Source organism: Pseudomonas sp. TNT2022 ID642 (assembly GCF_028656995.1).
In the GTDB taxonomy this organism is placed as follows: Bacteria; Pseudomonadota; Gammaproteobacteria; order Pseudomonadales; family Pseudomonadaceae; genus Aquipseudomonas.
This window is the reverse complement of the sequence record NZ_JAMDGW010000025.1, coordinates 18,764-31,758: the sequence shown is the minus strand read 5'-3', so window position 1 is coordinate 31,758 and position 12,995 is coordinate 18,764. Positions and strand designations below refer to the sequence as shown.

The window sequence follows — 12,995 nt, the reverse complement described above, 5'->3', positions numbered from 1 at the left end:
GCAAGCCAGCTCCCACAAGGTCCGCGGTGTGGCGACTTTTTGTGGTCGGTTTGATGCTTTTGTTAAGTGCCTGCGCCAGCCAGGCGCCGCTGCCGGCGGGCAACCCGACACTGCCTCTCCCGTTGCAACTGCACATCGAACGCCAACAAGCCGAACAACGCCAGGACTGGCTGCTGGTGATCCAGCGCGAAGGCCCGGGTATCCGCTGGTCGATGATGGACCCGCTGGGCATTCCCTTGGCGCGTCAACAGCTGATCGACGGCCACTGGCAGGCCGATGGGCTGCTGCCGCCGAACCCGGAAGCCCGGGAATTGTTTGCTGCACTGTTGTTCGCCCTGACCCCGTCCGGCGAACTGCTGCGAAATTACCCCGCCGCGCAACAACAGGGACAGCAACGTTCTCTGCCGGCGCGTTGGGATATCCACTATTCACAACCGTTGAGCTTCGAATTGAACCTGCCTCAAGGCCCGCACTACCGCGTTTCTCCGTTGGGCGAACCGACGCCATGACCGCTTACCTGAATGCCCTCGGCGTGATCTGCGCACTGGGTCGCGACAAGTCCGAAGTTGCGCGCAACCTGTTCGCCGGCGACTGCTCGGGCATGCGCCGCGAGTCCGGTTGGGTGCCGGAGCGTGAGATGCCGGTGGCCGCCGTTCACGGCGAACTGGCGCCGATCCCGGCAGAACTCGCCGATCAACGCAGCCGCAATAATCAGCTGTTGCTGGAAGCGGCGTTGCAGATTCGCGATGACATTGATCAAGCCATCCAGCGCTTCGGCCGCGAGCGCATCGGTGTAGTGCTCGGCACCAGCACCTCGGGCATCGACGAGGCCAGCCGTAGTCTGGCGCATTATATTCGCGAGCAGCAGTTCCCCGCCGAGTACGACTATCGGCAACAGGAACTCGGCGCCCCGGCCAACTTCCTCGCCGATTGGCTGCAACTGAGCGGCCCGGCGTATGTGATTTCCACGGCATGCACCTCCAGCGCCCGTGCACTGATGAGCGCTCAGCGTTTGCTCGACCTGGGCGTGTGCGACGCGGTGCTATGCGGCGGCGTCGACAGTCTGTGCAAACTGACGCTCAATGGTTTTTCGTCACTCGAAGCGATGTCCGACGAGCGCTGCAATCCATTCTCGGCCAACCGCAGCGGCATCAATATCGGCGAAGCGGCAGTGCTGTTCGTGATGAGCAAACAACAGGGCGAAGGTCCGGCCATTGCCTTGCTCGGCGCCGGCGCCAGTTCCGACGCGCATCACATTTCCGCCCCTGAGCCGGCCGGGCGCGGAGCCTTGCAAGCGATGCAGAAAGCCTTGAACCGCGCGCACCTGCAAGCAACGCAGATCAACTACCTGAACCTGCACGGCACCGCCACCCAACACAACGACGCGATGGAAAGTCTGGCCGTCGCCACGCTGTTCGCCGAAGGCGTCGCCTGTTCGTCGACCAAACCGATGACCGGCCACACCCTCGGCGCGGCCGGGGCTCTGGAAGCGGCGTTTTGCTGGTTGAGCCTGAGCACCGACAACCCCGCCCACGCCTTGCCGCCGCACGTCTGGGACGCGCAGGCCGATCCCGCGCTGCCGCCGCTGCAGTGGGTGACCGCGAGCGAGCGCCTGACGTCCATTGCACCCCGCTACCTGATGAGCAACTCGTTTGCCTTCGGCGGCAACAACGTCAGCCTGATTATCGGAGACGCCCCATGACTGATTGGCCGCTCGCCGAACTGCTGCCCCATGCGGGCGACATGATTCTGATCGACAGCATCACAAGCTTTGACGACGAGCAGATTTACACCCGCCTCACGGTCAAGCCCGATGGCTTGTTCAATCTGCCCGACGGCAGCCTCCCAGCCTGGGTCGGCATCGAGCTGATGGCGCAGAGCGTCGCCGCGTTTGCCGGTTGTCACGCGCGGCAGAAAGGCAATCCGGTGGAGCTGGGCTTTCTGCTCGGCACACGCAAGTTCGAGTGCAACGTCGAAGCCTTTCCCGCCGGCAGCGAACTGACCATCCATGGCCTGCGCTCGCTGGAAGACGACAACGGCATGGGCGTGTTCGAATGCCATATCAACGGCGCCGGCATTCACGCCAGCGCACGCCTGAACGTGTTCCGTCCGCCTCAGGTCACTCAATATCTGCAACAGACACAGGAGTCGAACGATGACTGAATCCGTACTGGTCACCGGCTCCAGCCGTGGCATCGGCCGCGCCATTGCCTTGCGTCTGGCGCAGGCCGGGCACGATATCGTCCTGCATTGCCGCAGCGGCGTGACTGAGTCGCAAGGCGTTCAGGCGGAAATCGAAGCGCTGGGGCGCAAGGCGCGCATCCTGCAATTCGACGTCGCCGACCGCGAAACCTGCAAAACCATTCTCGAAGCCGACGTCGAAAGCCACGGCGCCTATTACGGTGTGGTGCTCAATGCTGGCCTGACCCGCGACGGCGCGTTTCCGGCGCTGAGCGATGACGATTGGGACGTGGTGTTGCGCACCAACCTCGACGGTTTCTACAACGTTCTGCACCCGGTGATGATGCCGATGATCCGCCGCCGCGCCGCCGGGCGCATTGTCTGCATCACCTCGGTGTCGGGGCTGATCGGCAACCGTGGCCAGGTCAACTACAGCGCCTCCAAGGCTGGTGTGATCGGCGCGGCAAAAGCGTTGGCGATCGAGCTGGGCAAGCGCAAAATCACGGTTAACTGCGTCGCACCGGGCCTGATCGACACGGCGATGCTGGATGAAAACGTGCCGGTGGAAGAATTGATGAAGATGATCCCCGCGCAACGCATGGGCACCCCGGAAGAGGTGGCCAGTGCGGTGAATTTCCTGATGTCGGCGGAAGCCTCGTACATCACCCGCCAGGTGCTGGCGGTCAACGGAGGCTTGTGCTGATGAAGCGCGTCGTCGTCACCGGCATGGCCGGCATCACCTCGCTGGGCAGCGACTGGGAGACCATCGCCGGCAATTTCGCGGCCAACCGCAGCGGCATTCGCCGGATGGACGAGTGGGATCGCTTCAGCGAACTCAACACGCGTCTGGCCGGGCCGATCGATGACTTCGAAGTACCTGCGCACTGGACGCGCAAACAACTGCGCAGTATGGGCCGGGTGTCGCGGCTGGCGGTTCGGGCGGCAGAAAACGCCCTGGCTGACGCCGGTTTGCTCGGTGACGAATCGATCAAGGACGGCAGAATGGGCGTGGCTTGCGGTTCGTCCACCGGTAGCACCGACGAGATCAAAGCGTTCGGCAACATGCTGCTCAACTCGGTGGCCGAAGGCCTCAACGCCAACTCCTACGTGCGGATGATGCCGCACACCACCGCCGCCAACATCAGCATCTTCTTTGGCCTGACCGGGCGGCTGATCCCGACGTCCAGCGCCTGCACCAGCGGCAGTCAGGGCATCGGTTACGCCTACGAGGCGATCAAGTTCGGCCGCCTGCCGTTGATGCTCGCCGGCGGCGCCGAAGAGCTGTGCCCTACCGAAGCCATGGTCTTCGACGCACTCTACGCCACCAGCCTGAAGAACGATGCGCCGCAGACCAGTCCACGCCCGTATGACAAGGGCCGCGATGGTCTGGTGATCGGTGAAGGCGGCGGCATGCTCGTGCTCGAAGAGCTGGAGCACGCCCTCGCCCGCGGTGCGCACATCCACGCCGAGATCGTCGGTTTCGGCAGCAACGCCGACGGCCAGCACACCACACGCCCGGAACAAGTGACCATGCGCCGCGCCATGGAACTGGCGCTGGAAGACGCCGGCCTGACCCCGGATGCCATTGGTTATGTAAATGGTCACGGCACGGCTACAGAACAGGGCGATATTGCCGAAACACTGGCAACCAGCAGTTTGTTCGGCGAACACATGCCGATCAGCTCGCAGAAGAGTTTCCTCGGCCACACCCTCGGCGCCTGCGGCGCGCTGGAGTCGTGGTTCAGCATCGAGATGATGAACCGCGACCTGTACGTGCACACGTTCAACCTCGACGAGGTCGATCCGCACTGCGGCAAGCTCGATTACCTGCGCGGTGAATTCCGCCAGATGCATCACGACTACGTGATGAACAACAATTTCGCTTTTGGTGGCGTCAACACCTCGTTGATTTTCCGCCGCTGGCACTGACCGCAACACGTTTGGAGTGAAGGGAATGACTCAGTTTCACCGCATCGCCGCGCTACTGGCACTTGTTCTTGTGCTCGGCGGTTGCACCAGCAAACCGGTTTACAACGCCAGGGAAGAGTTCTCGCCCAACCTCGGCTTCACCCAGCAACAGATGAGCCGCGCCATCGTCACCGCGCTCAATGACCGCCAATGGGTCGTGCAATCGGTGCGTCCGGGCATGATCAAAGCGGCGATCACCGTGCGCGGTCGCCATCACGCCGAAGTCGATATCCCGTTCACCCCGACTTCGTTCGAAATCGATTACCGCAGCAGCTACGGCCTCGACGCCAAGGACGGCAAGATCCACGGCAACTACAACCGCTGGGTCAACCGCCTGCGCGACAACGTACTCAAAGAGCTGTCGATCAACCCGGACATCGAAGCCGTCAACGACCTCGGCATCATCAAACAGGGCGCCGACGAGCCGACTTACCTGAGCTTCCGCGAAGGCGTCAAACGCGCCACCGACGCCGGCCTGCTCGACGGCAGCGTGAAGTTCTACCTGGCCGGCGAAACCCTGCCCAAGCAAGTGCGCAAACTCGACACCGTGAGCAGCAGCCGCAAAACCAACGGCTCGAACAAATCCGACGAAGACGCCTGCTTCTGGGCCCTGCAATCGGCGCTGGCGACTCTGCAGAACGCCGCAAAAAAAGCCGACGCCAACGCGGTGATCAACATCGCCAGCGTCGACCAGCGAGACCTGTACAAAGACACCGAAAAATTCCAGTGCCGTGCCGGGCTGGTGGTGTCGAGCGTGGCGTTGCGCGGAGATTTGGCGCACGTGGATTGATGGGATTGTAGAAACGACAAAGGGCGCCATTCGGCGCCCTTTCACAAACAGGTTGGCTTGTCATCGCCGATTACCTGTCTGGCTCTGCGATGGCTGGTTGCCCAGGATCCTCAGAGTCTCACAAGCCCCTTGCGGGAACGCTCGCAGTATTGCCCGAATCATCAATCCGGACAACGGCTGGCGTTTAGCCTCACTGCGCCACTTCTGTTGCCATTACAGCCCAAGCGCCCGCCTGACTGCGGCTTTAACGGCGTAGAACTCTTCTGTTTCAAGGTGTGAGATCAGATAGACACGCTTTCCTTCACGATCTCTGCTTTTGATTCGATCCAGTCGGGAAAGGCTGACAGTGGCCACCATATCGCACTTCGCCCAACAGATCGGGCTGGCGCCTTGAAGATGGCTGGAGAGTTCGTAATGGTGATCAAGTAAGCAATCCGGCGCAGTGGTACTCAGCGGCACGACCGTCACCAACATACTGTTGGTTCTGTGTTTGCGTATCACGACAACGGGTCTGACCTTGACCATCTCAGGTACTTCATAACCTCTGAAGTCGCAGATCAGAACACTACCTTCCTTGGGCTGGTATCGAAGTGGCATCCATGGCACTCACTTAAAGAAATCGATTCTGCGCAAGAAAACAAACACTCGCTAAAACAGTTCGTAACCGCAAATGTGGTGAACACGGCTCCACAAGCTGAACACTCGCCACGCAGCATCTACACTCGCTCATGCAGGCCATCAATACGCCTGTCAGAACGGCGAGCCCGATCGGTCGAGCACTCGCGGTTCTCTTTCACCGTCAAGGAGATGACCATGCAAGTGAAAGCCCTGATCGCCGCTGCGCTTTTCGCGCTACTACCCAGCGCCAGCCACGCCACCAATCTGATGTTCATGCCCTTCGAAACCGTGCTGTCGGACGCGATTCGCGCCGGGCGGCTGGATGGCAGTGTGAAGTTTTATCTGCTCGGCAATGGGCCGCAGGGCAGGCAGCAGTTGTTGCGGCGTGGGGTGGTCAGTGATCTGAAAACCAACGGTTTCAACAAGAGTGACCACAACTCCTGCGAGTGGGTGTTGCAGTCGAACCTGATCAAGTTGCAGGCCGATGCCAAACGAGTCGGGGCGAATGCAGTGGTGAATATCGTCAGTTACTACGACCAGCATGTGCGCAAGGATTTGAATACCTACGAGTGCCGGGCGGGGATATTTGTCACGCGGGTGGCGCTGAAGGGGGATTTGGTCCACGTAGATTAAGCTGACATCACTTTGAAGCCATTGACCGGACACGGATTGATACTGCCGCAATACGTATACGTTAATTATTCATCTGCTGATAAAAGCAATGCTTATATAAAAATCAACCAAAAAGCGCACAGCAACAAGAAATATATTCTTAAAACCTGTCAATGTTGACAGGTGCGAAGGGAATTGAACTGTTTTATTTTCGTTCTTCGCGAACTCATGCATTACAACCCAGAGAAAGATATCTTACTTTGCCAAAATCTACTGGAGTTCAGTTAAATGACCAAAACCATAAAAGACGAAGCAGAACTTAAGAACATGTTGGTGTCATTGATGGTGCAAGCCACTAAAGACGCCAATAGCGCCAATCAAACATTTGAAGAACAGGCAACATACATATTCAAAGTAAAACCCCGGCAGCAGGATGCGCGTTTTGAAATACTTAACCGCCCATCCATAAACGAATACTTATTGACGGCCAAGGTAACCGCCAGTGGCTCTTCGACCCCAATATCTCTCGACAAGTATATCGAGGACTTTCATTTTGGCGACACCCACCCATCTACTATTGACACTGAAAAGGAAGTCATAACCACCCACAATTCAACCACAATGAGGTGCCGGATATTTATAAACCTGAATGTTATTAATACATATCTGGTAGATCAATAAAAAATCTATTTCGCGGTTCTCGTGAGGTTACCTTGGTCGGCTCACTGAACTTATGTGCCTTCTACTTCGGGCTTCTTCTCGGGCAGGCTTGCTCCCACAGGTGACTTTGATCAAATGTGTGTAAGGCTGCTCGCGAAGGGCCATCAGCCCTCACAAAGGCTCGACCTTGCGTGTGAGCAGGTCGACAAACGCCTTGGCCATTGGCGACTTCTGATCTTTGCGCTGCACCAGCCACACCGCCGACACCGCCTCCGGATCGAGCAATGGTCGATAGACCACGCCGTCGATGCGCATCCGCTGATAGGACGCCGGCAGCACCGAAACTCCGAGCCCCGCTGCGACCAGACCGATGATGGTCATCGCCTCACCCGCCTCTTGCGCAAAGTGCGGGCTGAACCCGGCATCGCGCGCCAGACTCAGCAATTGCGCATACAGCCCGCTGCCGTAACTGCGCGGAAAGAACACGAACGGCTCCAGCGCCAGCGCCGAGAGGAAAAGACCTTGGTCGCTGCCTTGGGCCAACGGAGGCTTGGAACTGAGCACCGCCACTAACGGCTCGCGCATCAACTCAACCACGCTCAACGAATCCGGCAAGCCCAGCGGGCGCATGATCCCCACCTCGATCGATTGATCGAGCAGGGCATCGGCGACCATGGCGCTGCTCATTTCGCGCAGGTTCAGATGCACCGCCTGAAAGCGCTGACGAAAGGCAAAGATCGCCTGCGGAATCGTCGAGTTGAACGGCGCAGACGAGGTGAAGCCAATCTTCAACTCACCCAGTTCACCCAGTTGCGCGCGTCGGGCGACGTCCACCGCCTTATCAACCTGCCCGCGCCTCCTCCAGAAACAACCGCCCGGTCTCACTCAGCTCAACACGACGATTTGGTGCGCTCGAACAGCCGCGCGCCTACCTTGCTGACCCTGCCTATCAGGCCCTCAAACAGTATCCAGCTTCATACACTAACACCACGTCGCAATTTTCATTGTGTCCCTGCCAAACAATCAACTTAAAGAATAACCAATCGAAAAACATTTCATCAGTTATAACGAATACCATGAAACCACCAAGTTTTTAGTGCAATCGAGTCTAATAGCTGTCATTTCTGACAGGTGCAAAAACAGCTTGGCGCACACATTCTATCTCCCTAAGCGAGACACCATCAGCAATTGGATTAGTGCACAAACCCTAACTGTTTTTTTGATAAAGGAATTTATCATGAGTATTGAAATATCTTCCCGGCAACAATTAAAAGACGAAATCCAAAACCTCATGATAGCTGTCACCGGAGATAGCTATACAGAAATAAGAACCAAAGACGAGGAATACCGTTACTACGAAAAAGTTCACGGGGCTCCCTTAACTTTGAGAGGAACACTCAGGGTCGAGGCGAACGGGTCTGAGATTAACGTCTCGATTGAGGACTATGTATCTAAATTCGAAGAATATCTAAACACTAACATTCGCTACGGAGAAAAAGATGAAGAACTTGCAGAAATAATTGAGTTTCAAAGTTTTAAAACTCCCTTTAAGCGAAACATCAAGCATGAATACAAAGGTAAAACGATGTATTGCGCGGTCTCGATGAGTATTAGCAATCGTAAATATCTTAACTGAACCGAGCGGTTGTAGAGCCAAGGCTTTTCCGTCAACAACCATCGGTACTTTTCTCACACTGACTCGGGTAGGTAGACTTAGAAACCTACAGAACATACCTGAATAAACTCACGGACTGGTTAACGGACGCACCAGACACTGCACTCCTGCTGGTGGCTATAGAATCAGCACATCTTTTTAGGAGCGGGCCTGCTCGCGAGACCACCAGCCGCTATCACACAGTCAGCGGCTCGACCTTGCGTGTGAGCAGGTCGACAAACGCCTTGGCCATTGGCGACTTCTGATCTTTGCGCTGCACCAGCCACACCGCCGACACCGCCTCCGGATCGAGCAATGGTCGATAGACCACGCCGTCGATGCGCATCCGCTGATAGGACGCCGGCAGCACCGAAACCCCCAACCCCGCTGCGACCAGACCGATAATGGTCATCGCCTCGCCCGCCTCTTGGGCGAAGTGCGGGCTGAACCCGGCATCGCGCGCCAGACTCAGCAATTGCGCATACAGCCCGCTGCCGTAACTGCGCGGAAAGAACACGAACGGCTCCAGCGCCAGCGCCGAGAGGAACAGTCCTTCGTCACTGCCTTGCGCCAACGGATGCTTGGAGCCGAGCACGGCGACCAACGGTTCGCGCATCAACTCGACCACACTCAGCGAATCGGGCAGACCCAGCGGGCGCATGATCCCGACCTCGATCGACTCATCCACCAGGCCTTCGGCAACTTGCGTGCTACTCATCTCACGAAGGTTGAGATGCACCGCCGGAAAACGCTGGCGAAAGGCAAAGATCGCCTGCGGAATGGTCGAGTTGAAGGGCGCCGACGAGGTGAAGCCAATCTTCAACTCACCCAGTTCACCCAGTTGCGCGCGTCGGGCGACGTCCGCCGCTTTATCCACTTGCGCCAAGACCAGCCGCGCCTCTTCGAGAAACAGCCGCCCGGCCTCACTCAGCTCGACCCGCCGATTGGTGCGCTCAAACAGGCGCGCCCCCACTTCTTGCTCCAACGCTTGAATCTGCTGGCTCAGCGGCGGCTGAGAAATCCCCAGCACCTGTGCCGCGCGGCCAAAATGCAGTTCTTCGGCGACGGCGATGAAGTAGCGCAGATGACGCAATTCCATGGAAACCCCATTAGGTCGTTAAAGCTATCAAACAGGTCGAACAATATATTGGATAGAAACATTAGCCAGCTATATGATTTTTTCATTGCCTGCCTGGCCGTGCCCTCCGAGGTCTGAAGTGAAAACTGCTGTCGCGCCCCTTGCCCATGAAGTCCCGCCTGCTGCGGCGGACGATGTCGTCGCCGAGCTGCAAGAGATCTACATCGAAAAAGGCACACCGATGTTCATGCGCACGGTGCTGGCGCTGTTCAGCGGCGGCTTCGCGACGTTTGCCCTGCTGTATTGCGTGCAACCGATGATGCCGCTGTTGTCCCATGAGTACGGGATCAACGCCGCGCAGAGCAGCCTGATCCTCTCGGTCGCCACCGGCATGCTCGCCATCGGCCTGCTGATCACCGGGCCGATTTCCGATCGGGTCGGGCGCAAACCGGTGATGGTGACTGCGCTGTTCGCAGCGGCGCTGTGCACCATGGCCAGCGCAATGATGCCGAGCTGGGAAGGCGTGCTGATCATGCGTGCGCTGATCGGGCTGTCGTTGAGCGGTCTGGCAGCGGTGGCGATGACTTACCTGAGTGAAGAAATTCATCCGCAACACATTGGCCTGGCGATGGGCTTGTACATCGGCGGCAATGCCATTGGCGGGATGAGCGGGCGCTTGATCACCGGCGTGTTGATCGACTTCGTCAGCTGGCACACGGCGATGCTGGTGATCGGCGGTCTGGCGATGATTGCCGCAGCGGTGTTCTGGAAAATCCTTCCCGAATCGCGCAACTTCCGTTCACGCTCGCTGCACCCGCGCAGTTTGCTTGACGGCTTCACCATACACTTTCGCGATGCCGGCCTGCCGCTGCTGTTTCTTGAAGCGTTCCTGCTGATGGGCGCGTTCGTCACGCTGTTCAACTACATCGGTTATCGCTTGCTGGCGGCGCCGTACAACCTTGATCAGGTGTTCGTGGGTCTGCTGTCGGTGGTGTACCTGTCGGGGATCTACAGCTCGGCGAAGATTGGCTCGCTGGCGGATAAGTTAGGGCGGCGCAAAGTGTTGTGGGCGACGATTGCATTGATGTTTGCGGGTCTTGCGTTGACGATGTTGACGCCGCTGCCGCTGGTGATTGTCGGCATGTTGATCTTCACGTTCGGCTTCTTCGGCGCGCATTCGGTGGCGAGCAGTTGGATCGGTCGACGCGCGACGAAGGCCAAGGGGCAGGCCTCGTCGTTGTACCTGTTCAGCTATTACGCAGGATCGAGCATTGCAGGCACGGCGGGCGGGGTGTTCTGGCATCTCGGCGGCTGGAACGGGATTGGGTTGTTTATCGGCTCGTTGTTGCTGATCGCGCTGTTGGTGGCGTTGAAACTGGCGAAGTTGCCACCGCTGGGTACAAGCGAAAAGGTTTAGCGACAACTGCGCGCTAGCGGTAATCACGGTCCAAGGTACACTGACGGCATTCGTCTGCTTTGGTAAAGGGAAGCCAGAATGCGCCTGGACCGTCTCCACATTCAAAATTTTCGTTGCTACGAAGATGCCACTTTTGACTTCCAGCCCGGGTTCAACCTGGTGGTGGGGGTGAATGGGAGCGGGAAGACTTCGTTGTTGCAGGCGGTAGCCGCAAGCTACATAGATTTTGTTGCCGCCACAGGAAAAAGCGAAGTCCATCTTCCAGATGAAGATATCCGGTTTGTGGTCGACAAGTATGAGGGGCGCAGCAGGTTCGAGCGCCGCTTTCCTGTCGTGCTAGCTGCCCATGGACAAGTTTTTGATTGCTCCAGCTGGAGCATGTTGAGAGAGCGGCACGATGTTCCGTTTTTATCGGATATTTTGCTGGACGCAGAGGTAACGGAGAAAATCTCCAATATTGATAAAGGTAAGTCAATCGACCTGCCTGTCTTGGCTTTTTATCGTAGTAACCGACGGTGGCGGGGCGCAGGTGTTTCCTCCGAGTTCGCGGCCAGTCAACGTCTCTCGCGACTAGATGGTTACAACAACTGGAGCGACGCGTCGGCCAATCTCAGAGACTTCGAAAGTTGGGTCATTGGTAAAACACTTGAGCGCATGCAATGGCTGTTGGAGGCAGGTTCTCCGCTTACCGGCAGAGAAACTGAGCTGACTTGGATCAACTCTATGATCAGCCTCGCCGTTCCTGGTGCAACGGGCATTCGCTATGACCTAAGACTTCAGAACATGATGGTAGAGTTTGATGAGGCACGCTCGTTTCCATTTAGCGACCTGAGTGATGGTCAGCGCGGGATGATTGCGCTCTTCACTGATATCGCTCGCCGCATGTGCATCCTCAACCCCCACATGGGTAAGGATGTTCTGAAAAATACCGCTGGCGTGGTGATCATCGACGAACTGGATATCCACCTGCATCCCGCCTGGCAACGCAGCATCGTGCCCGCCTTGAGGCAGGCATTTCCCAAGGTTCAGTTCATCGCCGCAAGTCACTCCCCGCAAATTATCGGTAGCCTGAAACCTCAAGAAGTCATTCTTCTGAATAACGGCGACCCATCCCATCCGCGGGTGACATATGGTCTGGACTCGAGCAGTGTGCTCGAAGAAGTCATGGGTGTTAACCAGCGAGAACCCGAGATTGAAAGTCTACTCTCGGAGCTCTTTTCAACCTTAGAAGATAACGATCTGAAAAAGGCTAAATCGCAACTTGCTGCGTTAAAGAAAAAAGCACCTGACCTTCCAGAATTCGCAGGCGCTGAAGCCTTGATCAGGCGCAAGGAGATCCTCGGCAAATGAAGCGAGTGCTCAAAGGAACTGAACCTGCTTCATTTACAGATTGGAAAAGCTCGGCGAACGATGACTGGGCTCCGACATATCCAACTCTGCAGAACCCGCAAAAGAGATATCTGCACGCAGCACTTTTACAGGAGCAAGGTTTTCTTTGCTGCTACTGCGGTAGAGAGATAGAAGCGGCCACCAGTCACATCGAACACTTCAGGCCTCAGGAAGACTTCGAAGATTTAGCACTGAACTATCAGAATCTCTTCGCTTCCTGCCTGCGCGAAACCAAGCCCGGCAACCCGCTGCATTGTGGACATCGCAAAGGAAACTGGTTCGAAGAGACGTTACATATTTCCCCACTGAATGAGCAATGCGAACTGCGCTTCAGATACCTTCAGAATGGTGAAATACAACCAGCGGACTCTGCTGATCAGCCAGCAGCCAAGATGATAGAAGTACTGGCACTCGACATTGCCTATCTCACCAATCGGCGCCGAGACACGATCCGTCGACTTTTTGATGATGAATTCATCGCGAGTGTCAGCAATGAAGATCTCGAGCATCTCGTCAGTGTGATTCGAGCTGCCAGCGTTTCAGATCAAAAGCCCTTCGATCACATCATCGCGCGCTTCGCCGAACAACTTCTCGGTCACTAAAGTCATCGCAAACAAAAACGCCCGGC

General features: G+C 57.2%; 14 protein-coding genes and 1 pseudogene. 12 read left to right on the top strand and 3 right to left on the bottom strand.

Going from position 1 to position 12,995, the window contains the following annotated elements:
- Nucleotides 1-53 precede the first annotated feature (53 nt).
- From M5G26_RS23750 to M5G26_RS23725, 6 genes are read left to right on the top strand one after another with little or no spacing between them, the layout of a single operon-like run.
- Nucleotides 54-509 (top strand): hypothetical protein, encoded by a 456-nt coding sequence (locus tag M5G26_RS23750; RefSeq protein ID WP_401046313.1) that lies wholly within the window; start codon nucleotides 54-56, stop codon nucleotides 507-509.
- Nucleotides 506-1,702: a beta-ketoacyl-[acyl-carrier-protein] synthase family protein gene (locus M5G26_RS23745; protein ID WP_273916627.1), complete on the top strand. Its 1,197-nt coding sequence runs from the start codon at nucleotides 506-508 to the stop codon at nucleotides 1,700-1,702. Before M5G26_RS23750 ends, M5G26_RS23745 begins: the two co-directional genes overlap by 4 nt.
- On the top strand, nucleotides 1,699-2,163 hold the full coding sequence (locus M5G26_RS23740; protein ID WP_122599392.1) for a hotdog family protein: 465 nt from the start codon (nucleotides 1,699-1,701) through the stop codon (nucleotides 2,161-2,163). Before M5G26_RS23745 ends, M5G26_RS23740 begins: the two co-directional genes overlap by 4 nt.
- Nucleotides 2,156-2,884 carry a 3-oxoacyl-ACP reductase FabG gene (gene fabG / locus M5G26_RS23735; protein ID WP_273916626.1) on the top strand — a complete coding sequence of 243 codons (729 nt, stop codon included), beginning with the start codon at nucleotides 2,156-2,158 and terminating at the stop codon, nucleotides 2,882-2,884. Before M5G26_RS23740 ends, fabG begins: the two co-directional genes overlap by 8 nt.
- A complete protein-coding gene (locus M5G26_RS23730; protein WP_273916625.1) occupies nucleotides 2,884-4,110 on the top strand; it encodes a beta-ketoacyl-ACP synthase in 1,227 nt (408 codons plus the stop codon). Before fabG ends, M5G26_RS23730 begins: the two co-directional genes overlap by 1 nt.
- 25 nt (nucleotides 4,111-4,135) lie before the next feature.
- A complete protein-coding gene (locus M5G26_RS23725) occupies nucleotides 4,136-4,939 on the top strand; it encodes a hypothetical protein (protein WP_134175920.1) in 804 nt (267 codons plus the stop codon).
- Nucleotides 4,940-5,152: 213 nt separating this feature from the next.
- Here the strand turns inward: M5G26_RS23725 and M5G26_RS23720 are convergent, their stop codons facing one another.
- A complete protein-coding gene (locus tag M5G26_RS23720; protein ID WP_016983865.1) occupies nucleotides 5,153-5,536 on the bottom strand; it encodes a type II toxin-antitoxin system PemK/MazF family toxin in 384 nt (127 codons plus the stop codon).
- Between the two features lie 216 nt (nucleotides 5,537-5,752).
- Between M5G26_RS23720 and M5G26_RS23715 the strand changes: the two genes are divergently transcribed.
- Both M5G26_RS23715 and M5G26_RS23710 read left to right on the top strand, forming a co-directional pair.
- Nucleotides 5,753-6,190: an excinuclease gene (locus M5G26_RS23715; RefSeq protein WP_273916624.1), complete on the top strand. Its 438-nt coding sequence runs from the start codon at nucleotides 5,753-5,755 to the stop codon at nucleotides 6,188-6,190.
- A gap of 267 nt (nucleotides 6,191-6,457) precedes the next feature.
- Nucleotides 6,458-6,850: a hypothetical protein gene (locus M5G26_RS23710; protein ID WP_273916623.1), complete on the top strand. Its 393-nt coding sequence runs from the start codon at nucleotides 6,458-6,460 to the stop codon at nucleotides 6,848-6,850.
- 150 nt (nucleotides 6,851-7,000) lie between these two features.
- Here the strand turns inward: M5G26_RS23710 and M5G26_RS23705 are convergent.
- A pseudogene (locus tag M5G26_RS23705) lies at nucleotides 7,001-7,764 on the bottom strand (LysR substrate-binding domain-containing protein); the annotation flags it as partial.
- Between the two features lie 302 nt (nucleotides 7,765-8,066).
- Between M5G26_RS23705 and M5G26_RS23700 the strand changes: the two are divergent.
- On the top strand, nucleotides 8,067-8,465 hold the full coding sequence (locus M5G26_RS23700; RefSeq protein WP_273916622.1) for a hypothetical protein: 399 nt from the start codon (nucleotides 8,067-8,069) through the stop codon (nucleotides 8,463-8,465).
- Between the two features lie 214 nt (nucleotides 8,466-8,679).
- Here M5G26_RS23700 and M5G26_RS23695 read toward each other — a convergent pair whose 3' ends face one another.
- The gene (locus M5G26_RS23695) at nucleotides 8,680-9,582 is read right to left on the bottom strand and encodes a LysR family transcriptional regulator (RefSeq protein ID WP_273916621.1); all 903 of its coding nucleotides are present in this window, start codon (nucleotides 9,580-9,582) and stop codon (nucleotides 8,680-8,682) included.
- 118 nt (nucleotides 9,583-9,700) lie between these two features.
- Here M5G26_RS23695 and M5G26_RS23690 point away from each other — a divergent pair, with 118 nt between their 5' ends.
- From M5G26_RS23690 to M5G26_RS23680, 3 genes are all read left to right on the top strand, one after another.
- Nucleotides 9,701-10,978: an MFS transporter gene (locus tag M5G26_RS23690; RefSeq protein ID WP_273916620.1), complete on the top strand. Its 1,278-nt coding sequence runs from the start codon at nucleotides 9,701-9,703 to the stop codon at nucleotides 10,976-10,978.
- A 78-nt stretch (nucleotides 10,979-11,056) separates the two neighbouring features.
- Nucleotides 11,057-12,328 (top strand): AAA family ATPase, encoded by a 1,272-nt coding sequence (locus M5G26_RS23685; RefSeq protein WP_273916619.1) that lies wholly within the window; start codon nucleotides 11,057-11,059, stop codon nucleotides 12,326-12,328.
- Nucleotides 12,325-12,969, top strand: coding sequence for a retron system putative HNH endonuclease (locus tag M5G26_RS23680; protein ID WP_273916618.1), 645 nt, complete (start codon nucleotides 12,325-12,327; stop codon nucleotides 12,967-12,969). Before M5G26_RS23685 ends, M5G26_RS23680 begins: the two co-directional genes overlap by 4 nt.
- Nucleotides 12,970-12,995 lie beyond the last annotated feature (26 nt).